This window comes from Brevibacillus sp. FW306-2-1A-C05A (genome assembly GCF_058781555.1).
The window spans coordinates 77,839-95,627 of the sequence record NZ_JBYSWV010000002.1; the positions used below are offsets into that span (position 1 = coordinate 77,839).

Genomic DNA, 17,789 nt, shown 5'->3' on the forward strand with positions numbered 1-17,789 from the left:
GATGTGATAAAATTAGTCGATAATGATTATCATTATTAAAAATGTGGGGGAGATTCATTTTGCGCAAAACCGGATCTTTCAAAGTCATCTTACTGGCATTTATGCTGGTTCTCGTCGGGGTTTTGTCGGCATGCGGACAAGCTCCGGCCAATAATGCGGCCCAACCGGCTGCTCCGGCCAAAACCGAGAGCAGCGACGAGTTTATCACCTATCAGGCACAAAACGGAGAGGTGAAAATCCCGAAAGACTTGAAACGGGTGGTCGTGCTGGCAGACAGCTACGTCGGTGATTTTCTCGCGTTGGGCATCAAGCCGATCGGGATTACCGATCATGTGATGAAAAACCCGTACATGAAAGGCAAGCTGGACGGCATTGAAAGCGTTGGCGACGGCTCTTCCGTAGAGAAGGTGCTCACCATGAATCCAGACTTGATCGTCGTGTTCGAAGGCGACAAAAATCTGGCGGAGCTCTCCAAAATCGCGCCGACCGTTGCGATTCCGTACGGCAAGAAAACGTTCCGCGAGCAGCTTCAAGAGTTCGGCAAAATGACGGGCAGAGAAGACAAAGCCAATGAGTGGATTGCTTCCTGGGACAAAAAGATCGCTGAGCTGAAGCCAAAAGTACAGGCGGCGGTAGGCGACAAAACGGTTGCCATCCTGCAGCCTTACGCCAAAGGCATCTATGCATTCGGACACAACTACGGCCGAGGCGGCGAAATCATTTACGGCGAATTTCAGTTGAAGGCTCCTGCTGCTACGCAAAAGGCTGCCATTGACAGCGGCACCGGTTGGGCGGAAGTCTCGCTGGAAACATTGCCGGACTTCGCTGGCGATTACATTTTCACAAGCGCATGGAGCGGAGATGACGCCGATCCGGAAGCTGTCTACGGCTCTAATGTCTGGAAGGGACTTCCCGCTGTGAAAAACAACAAAGTATTCCAGCTCGACCGCGATGGTTCTTACTTCAACGACCCGATTTCGCTTGAGGCCCAGCTTGATTTCATCGTAGAAAAACTGACGCAAAACTAAGCCGATCAATAGAAAACCCCCGAGTCAGAAACAGCACAATCGCTGTCTGACTCGGGGGTCTTTTGCTGTTAACGGCTGTAGTAGCTGCTGAGTGCTTGCAGCAGGCCCAGCGGATTCTTGCGCAAATCTTTGGCGCTGAAGAAGACGCTGCCCTGGACTTCAGGGATTGTCGCATTGAAATTCAGTTGATTGATAATCTCCTGAGAGCTTTGCCAGCCTGCTTCGGCTGTGCCCAGCTTGTAAGGAGAATGGCCGATGAACAGTTTGACGTTGGTGCCGCGTACCTCGTTCGCCCACCAGGTGACGAGCTTGTCGTACTGGGCCGGGGCAAAGGAGAGGCTCCAGTAAATTTGCGGCGTGACATAGTCCATCCAGCCTTGCTTGATCCAGGTGCGGACGTCGGCGTACATATGGTCGTAGGCAGTGACGCCTGCTTTTGTATCGGAGCCTGTCTTGTCGACGGCGATGTTGCGCCAGACGCCAAACGGGCTGATGCCGAACTGGACATGCGGCTTGGCGCTTTTGATCGCCTGGTTGAGCTGCTGCACGAACTGGTTGATGTTGTCGCGGCGCCAGTCCGCTTTTGTCGCGATTTTTTTGCTGTTGTAGCTTTTGAAGGTCGCATCGTCGTTAAAGGTGCCGTTGGACGGATAGAAGTAATCGTCCAGATGCACGCCGTCGATGTCGTAGCGCTGCACGACTTCCATGATCTCGGCAATGATTTGCTGGCGGGCTTGCGGGATGCCCGGATTGATGTACAGCTTGTTGCTGGAATTGACGATCCATTCCGGATGTTTTTTCACGACGTGAGTGGCGGCGAGCTGGTCTGTTTTCGCGTCCACGTTGGCGCGGAACGGATTGAACCAGGCGTGGAACTGCATGCCGCGGCGATGTGTTTCCGCCACCATGAAGGCGAGCGGGTCGTAGCCGGGATTTTTCCCTTGGGTGCCCGTCAAATATTTGGACCACGGCACGAGGGAGGACGGGTACAAGGCGTCTGCCGAAGGGCGCACCTGCACGAACACGGCATTCATTCCCATCGCTTGCAGCTCGTCCAAAAGCTGTATGTATTCCTGCTGCTGCTTGGCCTGGTTTCCGTAGGAGCCAGTCGAAGGCCAGTCCAGATTGTACACGGTCGATACCCATACGCCGCGCAGCGAACCGCTATTGGAGACGGGAGGCGTTGGCGGAACGACGACGGAGCTGTCGTTTCCACCCGGAATGTCTTGCGGCGGCGGAGTGACGGCTACGGGGCTTCCCGTCGACAGCGTGATCGTTCTCGTTTCCTGCGTCCAGCCTACCTGCAGGCCAAGCTGCTCGGAGACAAAGCGGAGCGGAACCATGACCCGGCCCTGTTTATTTTGGACAGAGGCATCGAGAGGCACGGTGCTGTCGTTGACGAGCGCGTAATTTTGGTTGATCGTCATGGACAGCACGGTATCGCCTTTCAAAATCGTGGCCGTTTGCAAGTTTTGATCCCAGTAAACTTCTGCGCCAAGACTTTCGCTGATGACCCGCAGAGGGACCATCGTGACATTGACTTTGGGGATGATGTACGGAGCGACATCGCTTCTGACTTGCTGCCCGTCCAGAAAGATGCTGATCGCAGGAGATGCCTGCGCAGCATGCACAGATGTCCCCATCGCTGGAATGCACAGCACGAACGTAAGCAAAAGCATAAACCACTTGCGTAACTTCATTTTGTGAATCCTCCGACACATATTATTTGCTGCAAAACTCTCGCTAATCGTTAGACGTCTTATTATATCGTTTGTTACGGTGGTGTGGGAGGAGAATTGATTCGATTCTGTTCATTTCGACAAAAAAGCTGGCTGGAACCACCCAAGCCGACGGGGAATAGGCAAAGACATAGGCCGTTTTTTAGGGAGAGGAATAGCTGCATGAGTTCTTTTCTTTCGCAAAAGGTGCCGATCGTGTTTGTTCCGGGGCTGTTTGGGTCGATGAACAATCAGATTATACCGGGGACGGGGGACTGGAGCTTCGGTCTTGCGCGAACCGCATACGAGCCGTTTATTCGCATGCTGGAAAATATGGGGTACAGACTGAATGAACAGTTGTTTGTCGCTTTTTATGACTGGCGCAGGCCCATTGGCATTTCCGCGGAGCACTCTCTCGTGCCCGTCATCCAATGGGCGAAGCAGGTGACGGGTGCAAGCCATGTCAACCTCGTCTGCCACAGCATGGGCGGCCTGGTAGCCAGAGCGTACGTGCAAGGCGATACGTACCAAAACGACGTGGACCAACTGCTTGTTTTTGCCACGCCCAACGCAGGCTCGCCGATCAGCTATTGCTACTGGGCAGGAGGAAAGCTCCCGCGCCCGGTTCCGGGAAAAAGAAATGTGCTGGAAATTTACATGAACGTATATCTCGCTTATTTGGAGCAGGGCAGGCCGTTTAAACGCGTCCAGGCGATCCAGAGGCATTTTCCGAGCCTGCTTGACCTGGTGCCTGCCGCCGACTACGGGGACTACTTGCTGGAGAAGAAAAACGGGGCGGAGAGCTTTGTTCCGTACAGCAGCATGGTGGTCAAAAATCATTACATGGACCTGCTCAACAGCACGATGGGGCTGATTTACGAGCGCAACATCCGCATCACGGTTGTGGCAGGGATTGGGCAAGAAACGATTCATTACTTGCGCACGGTGCCGTCGCTTTCCCCGACCAAATGGGTCGACGGGAGAGTCGTTGGTTCCATCAGCAGCTCGGCAGGCGACGGCAGCGTCATGGCCAAAAGCGTGTTTACGCTGGAGGGAGACAAATATTACGTCGAAGCAACTCATTTGGATATTTTGTACAAGAGCGAGCCGCTGCTGAGACAGCTTCTGGGATCGTGAAGCGAATGTGGCAGGTGCTTTTCGACAAAAAAAGAGGATTGGGCCAGGGGGAACCGGGCACAAGTCCTCTTTTTCCAGTATAAGGGCAACCAAGGCTGCGTCAATGGCTTGGCGCAGCCAAGTTTTCTAATGCAGAGCAGAATGGATGCGAGGCGTAGCCAGTATTCGTGCAACGTAGGCTACGGTAATTTTTCGGCCCATACAAATTCTCAACATGTGTCTGGACAGCTTTGGCATCGGGGCGGACAGGCTGCGCACAGTAAAAAGGCCGGGCGAAGGAAATCTCCAGCCCGACCTGCTGTTTTCTTTTGACGAATGTGTGGTTCGTCTGCTCGCTGTCAGTAAGCGACGCTTTTGGAGACGAAGCCGACCAGGACATTTCCTTGCGCGTCCTGGGTGGAGCCGTAATACCAGTCGCCGTGCTCGCCGACGACCTGGACCAGCGCATGCTGTACGGCATAGCCTCTGCCGCGGCTTTCCGCAGAAGGCGTAGCGAAGAAGTAGCCTTTTTCTGCATGAATGCTGACCGTTTTAGGGGTGATGGGAGTATAGCTGGTAATGACTTTCTTGGAGACGAAGCCTTGTCCGATGGTGACGAATTCCGGGTGAGTGCCGGAGTCGACAAGCTCAAAGCCATACCAGAGCGTCGTGGTCACCGGCGAGTCGGCAGAGGGAGCGGCAAAAACATTCGCTTGCTCTACCGCTACAATGACTTTGGGTGCGACTGGCTTCGGCTGCTGCACTGGTTTGGCCGCTGGCGGCTTGGGTGTGGCGGGCTTCGCCTGGCTGTTGCCTGAAGAACGGCCGCCGGAAGAGTTGCTTCCTTTGTTGTGGTAGTGGTACTCGCCGTACTTCAAGCCCCATTTTTCGCAATTCGTTCTGCAAGTATGTCCGCCGTTTGCATCTGTGCGACCGGGATGCGCTTCCAGCGATTGAAGAGGGAATAAAATAACGGCAAGAATGAGAGCGAACAAAAATGCTGCTTTTTTCATGGCTATCCTCCAAAAGTATCATTTTGAATATTATACCAATTTTTCTGGCGTTTGGACGAGGACAGACGCAAAAAAACCGGGTAGTTTGCCCTACCCGGTGTAAGTCCGAAATGTATTTTGCCAATGACCGCAGTGGTCAAGGAGTAGCTTTGGCCCGCAGCAGGTTCAACCCCATCCCGATAAAGACGATCCCGGTCAATTTGTTCAGGATAGAGGAAAAATGCGGATTGTTGCGCATCTTTTGCGTGACGAACGAAGCGAACAGTGCGACCAGGCTGAACCAGATTCCGCCCGTCAGCGTGAAAGTCAGGCCCAACAGGAGAAAAGGCAGCGGACCTGTGTGGGTCGCGTCGACGAATTGCGGCAAAAACGCGATGAAAAACAAAGCGACCTTCGGATTGGTAACGCTCGTGACAATCGCTTGCCCGTACACCTTCCCCGCTTTCCGGCCAGGCGAGGCCGTGGAGTCGAACGACAGCGCTTCCTTGGTCATGAACATGCGCACGCCCAGGTAGACGAGATAGGCGACGCCGAGAATTTTGACGATGTTAAAAAGCACGACCGATTGGGCCAGGATGAGCGACAGGCCGAAAGCAGCCAGCACGGTGTGAATGAGCGAGCCTGTCAGGATGCCGAGAACAGAGAGGATGCCAGCCTGACGTCCCTGCGAAATGCTGCGGCTGATAATGTACATCGTGTCGGTTCCGGGAATCAGGTTAAGCATGATCGCTGTCAGTACAAACGCTTCGTAATGAACAATGCCAAACATCTCTCTTCACACTCCATTCATCGTAAGACAGGACGGTCACCATGCCTGTCTGGGCGCGCGTTCCCCTATTTTTGCTTAAACAACTGCTCTTATTTTGCCAACACTGTAAAATCTGTGTCAATAACAACATGGTTTGCGAAACAGTCCGTAATTCAATCCGAGTACGAAAAAAAGCCCCTGACGACAAAATCGGTGACAGGAGCTTTTCTCATATCCGTGCCGACTGCCATGGCCGAAGCAGCGACAAGTTGCTTAGTGCGCTGATGGAACGCCTTACGGAGCGGTTTGCGGAGTGCGTATCCACCCCTCTTGTCCGTCCAGTGTAATCCGGGACCAGCCGTTCAGCTCTGCGCCGATGGCGAGAGACTCGTCTGCCACCACTTCGCCGATCACGTCATACTCTTCGCCTGGCCCCGCAAACACCTGCACGGTTTGCGGCTCGGCGGCAGGCTCCTCAGCGGCCGGGGCGTCAACGCCAGTGCCAGTGCCGGAGGAATCCGTATCCGTTTCAGCCTCGTCCGCGTCAGGCGCCATGTCGGCGACCTTTTCGACGTAGGCCAGCCCTTCGGAAGTGAGCTTGAACCGGGCGTACTCCTGCTTGCCTTTTCCTACCGCATTCTTAATGATGGCATGCTCGGCATCTTCTACCGCAAATTCGTCCGCTTCGATCGCAAAGCGCTGCTCCATCGTCTTTTGCGACAAGTCAGGCAGCAGGCCCGTGTAGGAAAACTCCCGCTCTTTGCCCGCCGCCTGCACGAGCATGACAGGCGCTTTGGCGCCGCCCAGAGCGTCCGCGATATGGACGCGCACCGATTTTATGTCAAGGCCGTCAAAGCTGTGCTCCAGATAGACGAGCGAATCATCCTGCAGCTTGGCTGCAACGTACAGACGCTGATCCTCTTCCACGAGGCCATACGCATACAGCTTGGCTCCCCATAGATCGGTACCGGAGAAGATTTCTGTAAAAATTTTGTCCGGGTATTTGACCGCAAGCAAACGGCCTGGGTCATAGTCGAGCCAGCGATTCTCCACTTCCGCTACGAGCGTCGCCGTGTCTTCCAGTGGGCTCAGCTCCTGATACAGCTCAATCGCTTTGGAAAATTGGCGCGACTTGGCGTACTGCTCCGCCTCCCGCAAGCGAGCTTTCAGATGGTCGCTGATCGTATCGAGCGCACGGGAATCATCCGGGAGCACATCCTGTATTTTCCGGTAAGCGGCCGCCATTTTGACGAACGAGGCGAGGTCCTGCTTGCGAATTGCTTCTTTCAGTTCGTCCTGCGCGTACTTTTCCAGCCGCGTCAGCAGCCAGTCTGCCGCAAAGCTCTGCTCGGCATAGTGGCGCAGACTGCTCGCCGTCCTGAAAATCACTTCCTCAAAAGAGGCGTTGTTTATCAAGGAGCGCAGCTTCGTTTTTTCATAGTGCTCAAACAGCGCCAGCAGCGCTTCCTGCTTTTGGGGCTGGCCGCCGTAGTACTCCGCGGGAATGGCGAGCAGCGTATCAATGAACGATTCGTCGCGATAGCTTTCTTTGTCCAGATTCGCCTGCGACTGGCCGCGGGCAGCCTGCATCGCCTGCTGGTAATAGTCGGACCAGCCTTTTTCCAGGCGCAAATGAGCGGACAACTGCTGGAAAAACGCAGCCGCTGCGCCAGGCTGGTTCGCGTATGTCTTTCGCATGGCCTGGTATGTCTCATACGTCTCCAAAACGTCCGCGTCCTTTTTGGCCTGCATGGCGGTTTGCGCTTTTTGCTGAAGCCCCTCCATTTCCAGACGGATCGAGGTCAACTGCGACATGAGCGCGCTCCACTGCTCGTCCCCGTAGGAGATGGCGCCGATGTCGCTGGCCCGGGCAAAGCTTTCCTCGGCTTGCAGCAGGTTGTTGGCTTCATAATAGGCTTTGGCCTGATCGTACAGGGTCATCTGTCTGTACCCGAGCACAAGCTTGACGCAAACAGCGACAAGCGCGACGGAAAACACGATGAGCGCCACATTTCGGACAAACAGCGATTTTTGATAGGATGAGATTTTCATCAAAGGCGGCTCCTTCACAGTACGCCTTTAAAATCAGGATCAAAGGCGAAATGCGTATCTACCCTGTTTTTGGTAGAATGATATAGTTGCTCCCAGCCTTCGCTTCGATGCGTCTGGAGCATTTTGGCGAGCCGCAGCAGCCGTTCGCGAGGCAAATAATCCATAAATTCGATAATCAGGTCCTGATACTCGTCCACATACGTCCTCATCCGCAAAGCCGCGCCAGCCACTTGCCCAATCAGTTGCTCCCCGTTTTCCAGCAGCAAAATTTGCTTTTTGTAGCGCCGGACGTAATCCAGTACGGCTTTTTTGACCAGCGACGGCTGCACCTTGACGACTTCACGCACGTATTCCATGAAGTCTTTGTCATAGGTGGAGGGGATCAGCGTTTCCAGTTCAAGCTCCATGTCCTTGCGCAGCACGAAGTGATTCAGAAACATGATTTTGCGAATTTTGATCGTATCAGAATCGACAAAATAGCCGATTTCTCGCGTTTTTTCGTAGGCTTCCTTGATCTGTCCGGCCTTGACGTCGGCTCCGACCTGTTCCAGATGCTGCAGCAGCGATTTTTTGAGCGCTTCTTCCTCGCGGGTGAAAAACGTCAGCAACTGGGCGTCTCTCTCATACGAACCGTACTTTTTTTGCATCGCGAAAAAAAGGCAAACGAGCAGCAAGCCCACGCCAAAAGCAACGGCTATCTGCACCAGCGTGTCGGCACAGAGGATCGCGAGGCAAATGAACAGGCCGAGCAGCAAAAAGCGCGTCTGCACATAGCGGCGCGTCACGGCAGCGGAGACTTCGCGAACCGGGGTGTAGGCTCTGCCGCACGCGTCACAGTGCGTATCCCAGAAGACGTGGTACGTGTGGCATCGTTTGCAGGCCATGATCCGTTCAAAAGCGTGCGCCGTTTTCCGACTCTTTCGAAATTGAACACCGATTCGTTTTCTCATGGCTGGTTCCTCTTCTCATTTAACAGACGGTGAAGATGCTGATCGATTTCGGCTGCGGAGAGGTTGCGCCGTTTCAGTCGCAGCAGCTTGAAGAAACGCACTGCCAGCAGCAAAAAAGCGGCAAAGAGAAGGAAATAAGTTAACATAAAAATTCTCCCTCATAAAAGTGTCGAAATCTGTAACAAAGAATCACGTCGTATCGTATTACGAGTAGGAGCGCAATCATCTACTACTTTTTCACTATTCTTTAATCTAGTGGTATAGTGTCACAGTCTTACTTTGTTTGCAATAGTACTTAAATTCTGTACGCAGAGGGGTCCTCATGAAAAAGTTACGTTTTGGCTTGTGGTATCGATACGCATTGTGTCTCATGGTTCTGTTTGTGTCAGTCATCTACGGTGCGCACTCAGGCTTTGCGCAAACCGCCGGAAACAGCATGGATGCGGTACTCGTCGTGGACGTCAGCAACTCGATGACGCAGAGCGACAAGAACAAGGTCAGCAATGAAGCGATGAAAATGTTCGTCGACATGACCTCGATTCAGGCGAACAAGATCGGCGTGATTTCGTACACCGACAAGATCGAGCGGGAAAAAGCGCTGATTCAGGTCAATTCCGAGGAAGACAAGAACGATATCAAGGCGTTTATCGACAGCCTGCAAAAAGGGGCGTACACCGATATTTCCGTCGGGGTGACCGAAGCGGTGAAAATTCTCGACGCAGGGCGCGATCCGGCCAATGCGCCGATCATCGTGCTGCTTGCTGACGGCAACAACTATTTGAACAAGGCGTCTGGCAGGACGCAGGCCCAGTCTGACCAGGACCTGCAAAAAGCGGTCAAGGAAGCAAAAGACAAAGGCTACCCGATCTACACGATCGGCCTGAACGCGGACGGCCAGCTCAACCGCACGACTTTGCAGCAGATTGCCTCCGAGACGAACGGCAAGTTTTTTGAAACAAGCACAGCGGACAGGCTCCCGCAAATATTGAGTGAAATTTTTGCCAATCATTTGAAGCTCAAGGTCGTCCCGGTCAAAAGCTTTACAGCGAACGGCCAAGCCCAGGAAGTTCCGATCTCCATCCCGAACGCGAGCGTCATGGAAGCGAATATTTCGATCATGTCGCCAAAAGCGGTGGAAGTGAAGCTGTTTGACCCGGCGGGCAAGCCAGTGGCGATTCCGTCCGATCAGGTGCGGCTGAGCAAATCGAGCGCGTACACGATGGTCAAGCTGGTGAAGCCACAGCAGGGCGACTGGAAGCTTCAGGTAAAAGGCGCTCCCAAGGAAAAAATCGACATCAATCTGATCTTCAACTACGACTTGCAACTGGAGGCAGAGCCGCTCCAGGCAACCAGCTTCAAAGCCGGGGACGTCGTGCCGATCAAGGCCGCTCTCGTGTCCAACGGCCAGCCGATCACAAGCCCCGACCTGTACAAGCAGATGAAGGCGACGCTGATCGTGGAGGACAAGACGGACAACAAAACGAGCGAAGTTGCTTTGAATAACACTGGCAGCGGATTTGCTGGCAGCTTCACGATTCCCGCCGACCATGCTTACGAGCTGAAAATCAAGGCGGAGGATACGAGCTTTTACCGCGAGACGAAGCCGTTGGTCGTGGATGCATCGCAGACGGCTGGCGCAGGAACGACGAAGCCGCAGCAGCCGACAACGACCGCGCCTGGCGAACAATCGAAACCATTTCCGTGGCTGACCGTAGTAGGAGGTGCGGTGCTCCTTACCCTCCTGATCGGAGCCGGGCTGTACGCGCTGGCGCTCTGGCGCAAGGCCAACAAAGGCTTCATCGGACAGATCGCGATCGAAATCGTGGACGAGGACACAGGCGACAAATCCAATCCGCAGTACAAAAAACTGAGCGCGTTCAAAGGAAAAGTGAAGCTGCACCAGCTTCTGCAGCTCGCACCGGAGTTTGCGGAGACGGAGAAAGTCATCTTTTTGCCGGGAAGAAATGATACGCTGATTATCGAGAACCGCTCCACCTGCCGGATCGAAAAGGCGGGACGCGTGCTGGATGTCAGCCGTGGCAAAGAACTGAAGAAAAACGATCGCATCAAAATTTCGTTAACGAATGTCAACAAGTCCGTTTATGTAGACTACATCGTCTAGGAGTGGATCGGTATGAAAGCAGTAGTGAGAGAACATATTCAGCAACTGGACGTATCGCTTGGCGGCGGTATCGTCAGCGACAAGATTCGTGTAGACACCATCGACAACCCGATGCTCGTCATCGGGCTGGGCGGGACAGGCATCGACGCGCTCTTGCGCCTCAAATATCAGGTGAACAGACGCTTCAAGCTGCCAGTCGATGCGCTGTCGAAAAAACGCAAGGAAAAGCCGGACAATATTGAATTTATCGCGTTTGAGACGAACGAGCACGACCGCAACAAAAAGTACAAAGGCATCGGACTCGATCCGGTGACCGAGTTCGTCCTGTTGTCCAATCCGGAAATCGGGGGCGTGCTGCAAAACCGCAGCATTCTGGAGCCGTACATAACGGAATGGCTCTCGCCCGAGCTGACGATTACAGACGGCATCAGCGGGGCATCCGGCGTGCGCCAGGCAGGGCGGCTGCTGCTGTTTACCAAAATCACGCAAGTCGTCCAGACGATTGAGAAAAAGATCAAAATGCTCTGCGAGGGCACGAACAAAAAGCTGACCGTCTTCCTGTTGAGCGGCTTGTCCGGCGGGACAGGCAGCGGCTGCTTCCTCGACATCGCCTACATCGTGCGCGGAATTTTGGAGCGCGACTTCGGCAGCGCCGGGGTGGACAAGGTCAATACGCTCGGCTACCTGTTTACGCCGGACGTCAACCTGTCGAACAAAAGCCTCAGCTCGCACACGCGCGACTACATCATGAAAAACGGCTACGCCGCGCTCAAGGAGCTTGACTACTGGATGAACGCCGACGAGCGCCAGGAGCGCTTTCGCCAGCAGTACGGCAATGTGCTGACGGTGCAATCGCCAATGCCGCCGTTCAACCTGTGCCATCTGATCTCGGCGACGAACCTCGAAGGCAAGGCGCTGGAAAACGCCTACGACTACTGCATGAACGTGACGGCGGAGAACATCACCAACTTCATGGCGAGCGAGGAAAAGCGCTCCGGCGAAGAGTTCGCCATTCACGACTACATCAGCAACATCCGGACGAACATCAACCAGATGCCGAAAGCGTACGCGGCCAACTACCAGTACAACGTGATCGGCGCTTCCTCGGCAGTATTGCCAATCGAGGAAATGACGACCTACCTGGCGTACCGCCTGTTCAAAAAGATGGAGAAAATGTTCCACGTAGCGCCGACGCAGGAGGATGCGGAGAAGTTCGCCCGCAAGCTGGGAATTGATATCGACTCGGTCTCCCGCAAATTCGAGGAGCGAGTGCCGGAGCCGCTGCCAGGCTACGAGAACAGCGAGCGCCTCAGCTACAGCAACGTGATTTCGCAACAAGTCGTGAGCATCGACCACGAGCTGGAGCAAGGCTACCTCGCCAAAGCGCGCGAGGCGTACATCAAATGCAAGAAGCAGACGCCAGGCGAAATGATCGGCGTATTCGGGGAGATGATTACCCGCGTCTTCCTGCACCCGCAGCAAGGGCCGTTCTACGCGTCGCGTCTGATTCATTCGGACAAAGGCTTTTGCCTGATGAAAATGATCCTCTCCTACGTGGAAAGCTTGAAGGCCACGCTGGAAAGCTACCCGCGGGAGATCGAGGCCGCGCGGGAAAACGCCAACGAAAAGCTCGGCGATGCTCGCAGCGCGTTCATCTCCAAGGAGAAAAAGAAAAACCTCTACATCGAGGCGAAAATCAACGAGTACCAGCTCCTGGCCGACCAGGAGAAGCTGGAGCAGATGATCGAGTTTTACGAAGAGCTGCACCGCCTGCTGAATGCGGAAAACAACCGGATTTACAACGTGTTCACGGAGGTTTTGAACGCGCTCAACCAGATTTTCGAGCAAAACGGCGACATCCTGATTAACGGCGGAGAAGAGATGGACCGCACAGGCAACAAGACGTACTACTGGAACATCGTCAGCGTGCCGGATATCGCCAAGGTGGTCGGAAACATCCTGGAGCAAAAAGACGCCGACGACCTGATCCGCGACTTCACGAGCGAGCTTTTGCGCCACTCCGACAAATGGGTCAAGGAGCAGGAGCTGGATATCGTCAGCTCGATCTCGGAATTTCTCTCGGAGAAGTTCGGCGAGCTGATTACCAAATCAATGGAAGAGTTCCTCGTCATCAAATACGGTCAGGACGAGACGCTCGATCGCATCGTGGAGCGCAAGATCGCCAGCAAGCTGGACGAAGAGGCGATTCCGGTCTTCCATCTGAGCAACAATCTCGGCAACATGCACTTCCCGTCGTGGGGCTTCGTGTCTGTTCCGCTGAAAGCACCGTCGATTTTGAAAGGAATCAAAAACTATCAGAATACGGCGATTAGCGGCTCGCGCTTCACGGTTAAGGAAAGCGAAGTCAAAAACCGCATTTTCTGGCTGAATACGAAAAACGGGGTGCCGCTGTTTGCCTACACGCCGCTGAAGGTGTACGAGGAAAGCTACGAGCGCACGATTCTCGACCGCGAAGGCATCGGCCGCCACCTCGTGCAGACGGAGAAAAACAACTGGGCGTACCTCCCGTCGCCAATCCCGGAAAAATCGTGGGGCGACACGTACCAAAACGAGCGGATCAAAGCTTACAACGCCAAGGTTCGCGAGCTGTTTGCGCAGGCCATGCGCTACGGCTGCATTCGGGAAAAAGGCGACGACAGCAAGACGAGCAACCGTTACGAGTGCGTAGTGTCCAAGCCGTTTTCGATCAACGCATTTATGGAGAAGTACCAAAGCGACACCGCCAAGCTCAGTCCCGGCGAAATCAAGCGGGCGTTGGCAGAGCTTAGAGGCTTCATGAAGGATGGGCTTGCGCAGGAGAGCGTTCGCGACATTTTCGGCAGCATCAACGAAGAGCTGGCGAAGGAAAATCTGATCCGCTCGCCGCAGCTCATTCGCTTGCTCGAAGAAGAGGTGCGCAAATACGCGGAGATCGAAGCGAAAATCCAGGAGCTGGAGCAAATCGTCAACGCCATCCAGGGTGAGGAGGAGCTTTTGACCCGCTATATCGAGGCGCTGTACACCGGCACGATTTGCAAGCGCGGCGCCCTGTACGTCTACGACAAGGACGAGGAAGAAGAAGCGTGGGAGCCGTTCGTCAACCTGATGAAAGTGAACAAGCACGTAGAGTTCGCCATCTACGAAAAGTTCCGCGCCCTCGACCACAAGAGCATGGCGGCGATTCAGCGCAAGTCGGCCAAGCGCAGCGACGCGTTTGTCTCGGCGGAGGATACCGAGCAACTCGTGAAAAAGCTGGATGAAATCGCAACGGCGTTCCAGAGCGTGAAAAACGATCTGGAGTACGACCGCGACGAGTACGTAAACGGCGAGGAAATGTACCAGTTCTACAAAAAAGTGTGGGCAAAAGTAAACGACATGCGCAAGACGCTGCAATAAACGAGGGAGGAAGCATGAGGGATTTGATTAACGAGTTCGCGACCCAATACGTGGCGGATTTACAGCGGCAACTGGATAGCGGATACGGGCAGCGCAGCCTTCAAAACCCCGTGCTTTTCCTCTTTATCGGGGACAAGAGCGTAGAGGCGCTGCGAGCAGTCTGCGCGAGCAATGAGCGCGACTGGCAAAACAGCCGCGGCGTCCTCTACATGCACGCCTATCAGGAGAAGACGTGGGAACATCCGCAAGTGCTCGGCTGCCGGCTGCCGCAGGCGGATGCGGACAAGAAGACGATGCGCTCATCGGTCCACGAGCGTTTTGTCGAGGACGAAGCCAGCAAAATGGAACTGAACAAGGCGATGAAGCTGGCGAGCGTGCGCATCGCGGAAACAGGCAAGCTGTTTTCTGCCTTTCAGCAGGTGAACATCGCCGTCGTGACCAGAGCGGACGACCCTGCCGCGATTCTTTTGCCAGAGCTGACCTTGCTGTTGAAAAGCTACCTGAACGAGCTGTTCAAAAACGTGTCGGCTGACCTGTACGTCTTGCTGCAGGAACGGAACAACGGAGAGGCGTTCGGCTTTTCGGCGGCGCTCTCCGTCAGCTTCCTGGAGGAGCTGAACCGCTATCAGCGAAGCGATTACAGCTATCGCGCCAATTTGCTCGTGACCGAGGATCTCGTCAAGCTGCCGGTCGAGCACGAGAAGGCGCCTCTGTTTTCCATCGCCTATCTGCTCAGCGACAAGACGGAGCACGGCCTGTTTCTCGAAGGCGGGATGCAGGAAAATTACGAGCTGATTAGCAAGCTCGTGCTGCTCAACAACAAGCAGGCAGAGCACGAGTTCAGCGAGGGCAACGAAGGCTACAACAAGCTGCAGTTCATTCGCAGCATTGCAGGCGACGGCGGGCAGACCCGATTCGCGTCTGCGGGGCTGTCCAAGGTGAAGCGCCCGACTCACGCGATTGCGCTGACAGTGCTTGCCGCTGTTTTTGACCGTTACTGGGAGCGGCTCAAAGAGGGAGAGCTGGTGCCGAAGACAAAAGCGCGGGAAAAGCTGGGGCTGTCTGCGCATGAGCTGGAGCGGAAAATGGCGGCGATCATGCCCGAACCGCACATGCTGGAGGAAATGACGGGCCTCATGACCTCCGGGGTCAGCTACAGCGAGCTGTCCGGCATGACGATGCGCGAGGCAGAGCTGGCGCTGTTTGACGGCAGCAGCCAGGCTTTTTTCGAGACGAATATGGCATCCGTTGCGAAGGAGAGGCTGGAACGCCTGCTGGTGCAGGAGCCTCTGGCGGATTTGATTCAGGATCGCGTCATGGCAGATGAACGCTTCGGCCTGTACGCCGCGTATCAGTTGACGGCGGAGCATGCCAACGGAGCCAATCTGCTGGACGAGCTGCGCACGGGAATCAGGGAGGCTGCGCGGCAAGTGGAGCTGATTCGCGCTGAGCTGGCCGAGCTTTACCAGCAGCGGGTAGATCGGCAGGACATTCGCGTTGGCGGCTTTTTCACGCGCGACAAGGAGCGTGTCCGCACGCTCGTCCGCCATCTGCTGCACGTCGTGTACGAGAAAAAGCTGGAGCTTTTGGAGTGGGAGCTGCTGCACGCCCTGCTCGTCGACTACGAGCGGCAGACGGAGGTCATTCACAGGCAGATCAGCGAGCAGGTCGACCAACTGGAAGGGCTGCAAAAGCAACTGCGCGAGATCGCCCAGGCGAGCGTCCGCGAAGCGACCGACTACCTGGGGAAAAACGTGGACGAGTATTACGAGTCCGTCGTCCGCGACACGATGCGTTCGCTGGAAGCGGCCAAAGGCAGCGGGTTTTACATGGAGCAGCGCTACATCGGCAGCGGCGCCCTTTTGTTCCAGAACCGGATAGCGGGACTGGTGGAGCGGCTGTGCCAGTTTTGCCGCAACGAGATTTTGACCCGTTCGCCGTTCGCCCTGTCTTTTGAAGCGGAGCTGCTGGCGCGTGCCAACGTCGGGGCCGCTTACGACAACAGAAGCGTGCTGACCCGCGAGGATTTGTTTTTCGATCTGTCCCAGGTGCTCGAACAGCGGGCGGCTGTGCACATGGAAGTGTTTCACTTCCTGCAAAAGCACCGCTACGAGGAAAAGTATCTGTTTGCGGATATTCACAACGACTTCGTCCAGTACGTGCTGCGCAAGGATGAGGGCATTCGGACGTACAAGCAAGGCTGCATCCACGAAGAGCAAAAAAGCGGGATAGAAAAAATGAACCTGATGGGTGGATTCGGCATGGAGGACCTGATGTTTTACCGCAATAACAAAAAGTACCACGCCTCCTACGTGGAGAGCGGATTTGTCTTTGACCGTACGGGAGAGGAGGGAGCGTCATGAGCCAGAGAAAGCTGAGCCTGCTCATGGTTGTGTGCAGCCTGGTAGGTGGTGTGATCGGCTTTTTGGTAGGAGAGGTCATTCTGGATCGCCTGGCTGGCGAGATCGCGCAATGGCTGTTAATTGGACTTTATTTTGGTCAATATGCATTTTTCGTTGGACTGATGTGCCTCATTGCGGAAATGATCTCGCCACGCCTGAACGGTACAGGCTGGAAGCAGAGATATGCAGGTTTTTCCTGGAAAATGCTCGTCCCCAGCACGTTTGTGATGGTAGGCGTGGCAGCGATGCTGCTCCAACTGCTTTACGGATCGTCGTTCCAGGCGCCCAGCGGAGCCAACAATATCGTCATGCTGCTGGACACCTCTGGCAGCATGCGGCAGTCTGACCCGGACAACCAGTTGTTCAAGGCGGCAGCGGACATGGTGCAAAAAATGGACAGCGACATGAAGATTGCCGTCGTTACGTTCAACGACGAGACGAACGTGCTGCAGCCGCTCGTGGCGCTCAGCAGCCAGGCAGTCAAGGATGACGTCGTGCAAAAGCTGCTCAATCATTCGGGGACGGACGGCGGGACGCGGATCGAGCTGGCGCTGCAAACGGGGTTAGAGCAGCTAACGGCAGCCCAGCAGGTGGAGAACAGTACCGTCGTGCTGATGTCGGATGGCTACACCAGCCTGGATATTCCGGCAACGCTGGCTCCTTTCAAGCAGCATCAGGTGCTGGTCCATACAGTCGGGATGCGGAATATTGATGAACAAGGCACGCGTCTGTTGGAGCAGATTGCGGCAGAAACCGGGGGCCGCTATTTCAACGTCGAGCACGCCAATGAAATGACAGGCATCTTTGGGCAGATTTACGATATGAGCCGCCAGGACCGCAATCTTGTCTCCGAGCGGACGGGTGCCACGGCAGACAGCACGTTTTACGCGATTTTGCGGGTAGCGAGCCTGCTTGTGATCGGCGCTTTGCTCGGCTTGTCACTGGGACTGATTTTTGACAATCGCCATCTGGCAAAAAGCTTCACGATCGGAGGGGCGGTATCCGGTCTTCTGGCCGGGATCGTGCTGGAGACAGGGCTTTCCTCGATCTACTTGCTCGACATGGCGGTGCGACTGATCGCCGGCGCCTTGCTCGCCGTCGTTCTGACGCTGTTTACAGTCTTCATCCCAGTTCCGGCCAGCGGCGGATCGTCTTTTCAAAAGCGGAGGCTGGCCGCCCAGCAAAGTCCGCGCGCTCTCGGGGCAGGGAACGAAACCAGCAAACGGTTTGATCTGTAGAGGGAG

The 17,789-nt window shown here is 55.1% G+C and carries 12 protein-coding genes; 6 read left to right on the plus strand and 6 right to left on the minus strand.

The annotated features are described in order from the left end of the window. Positions 1-59 precede the first annotated feature (59 nt). Positions 60-1,028, plus strand: coding sequence for an iron-hydroxamate ABC transporter substrate-binding protein (locus AC3WJN_RS03335; RefSeq protein WP_007778264.1), 969 nt, complete (start codon positions 60-62; stop codon positions 1,026-1,028). Between the two features lie 68 nt (positions 1,029-1,096). On the opposite strand, the gene AC3WJN_RS03340 is transcribed toward AC3WJN_RS03335, so the two are convergent. Further along, entirely contained in the window at positions 1,097-2,728 is a 1,632-nt protein-coding gene (locus AC3WJN_RS03340; RefSeq protein ID WP_007778267.1) for a family 10 glycosylhydrolase, read from the minus strand. 201 nt (positions 2,729-2,929) lie between these two features. Here AC3WJN_RS03340 and AC3WJN_RS03345 point away from each other — a divergent pair, with 201 nt between their 5' ends. Further along, a complete protein-coding gene (locus AC3WJN_RS03345; RefSeq protein WP_007778270.1) occupies positions 2,930-3,883 on the plus strand; it encodes a PGAP1-like alpha/beta domain-containing protein in 954 nt (317 codons plus the stop codon). A gap of 338 nt (positions 3,884-4,221) precedes the next feature. On the opposite strand, the gene AC3WJN_RS03350 is transcribed toward AC3WJN_RS03345, so the two are convergent. The 5 genes from AC3WJN_RS03350 to AC3WJN_RS03370 all read right to left on the minus strand — a co-directional run bounded on the left by AC3WJN_RS03350 (position 4,222) and on the right by AC3WJN_RS03370 (position 8,771). Further along, a complete protein-coding gene (locus tag AC3WJN_RS03350; RefSeq protein ID WP_007778273.1) occupies positions 4,222-4,875 on the minus strand; it encodes a YHYH domain-containing protein in 654 nt (217 codons plus the stop codon). 136 nt (positions 4,876-5,011) lie between these two features. Further along, entirely contained in the window at positions 5,012-5,644 is a 633-nt protein-coding gene (locus AC3WJN_RS03355) for a LysE family translocator (protein WP_007778278.1), read from the minus strand. 273 nt (positions 5,645-5,917) lie between these two features. Beyond that, positions 5,918-7,675 carry an SH3 domain-containing protein gene (locus tag AC3WJN_RS03360; RefSeq protein ID WP_007778281.1) on the minus strand — a complete coding sequence of 586 codons (1,758 nt, stop codon included), beginning with the start codon at positions 7,673-7,675 and terminating at the stop codon, positions 5,918-5,920. A 14-nt stretch (positions 7,676-7,689) separates the two neighbouring features. Continuing rightward, a complete protein-coding gene (locus AC3WJN_RS03365) occupies positions 7,690-8,625 on the minus strand; it encodes a hypothetical protein (RefSeq protein ID WP_005831161.1) in 936 nt (311 codons plus the stop codon). Then, a complete protein-coding gene (locus AC3WJN_RS03370; RefSeq protein WP_007778284.1) occupies positions 8,622-8,771 on the minus strand; it encodes a hypothetical protein in 150 nt (49 codons plus the stop codon). Before AC3WJN_RS03370 ends, AC3WJN_RS03365 begins: the two co-directional genes overlap by 4 nt. Positions 8,772-8,947: 176 nt before the next feature. Here AC3WJN_RS03370 and AC3WJN_RS03375 point away from each other — a divergent pair, with 176 nt between their 5' ends. Genes AC3WJN_RS03375 through AC3WJN_RS03390 form a run of 4 tightly spaced genes read left to right on the plus strand, consistent with a single transcriptional unit; the run spans position 8,948 to position 17,783 of the window. Continuing rightward, entirely contained in the window at positions 8,948-10,747 is a 1,800-nt protein-coding gene (locus AC3WJN_RS03375; protein ID WP_007778288.1) for a vWA domain-containing protein, read from the plus strand. 12 nt (positions 10,748-10,759) lie between these two features. After that, positions 10,760-14,143: a tubulin-like doman-containing protein gene (locus tag AC3WJN_RS03380; RefSeq protein ID WP_005830182.1), complete on the plus strand. Its 3,384-nt coding sequence runs from the start codon at positions 10,760-10,762 to the stop codon at positions 14,141-14,143. A 14-nt stretch (positions 14,144-14,157) separates the two neighbouring features. Then, complete coding sequence (locus tag AC3WJN_RS03385) at positions 14,158-16,506, plus strand: hypothetical protein (protein ID WP_007778295.1); 2,349 nt, start codon at positions 14,158-14,160, stop codon at positions 16,504-16,506. Next, on the plus strand, positions 16,503-17,783 hold the full coding sequence (locus AC3WJN_RS03390) for a vWA domain-containing protein (protein WP_007778298.1): 1,281 nt from the start codon (positions 16,503-16,505) through the stop codon (positions 17,781-17,783). The genes AC3WJN_RS03385 and AC3WJN_RS03390 overlap by 4 nt, the downstream gene beginning before the upstream one ends. Positions 17,784-17,789: the final 6 nt, after the last annotated feature.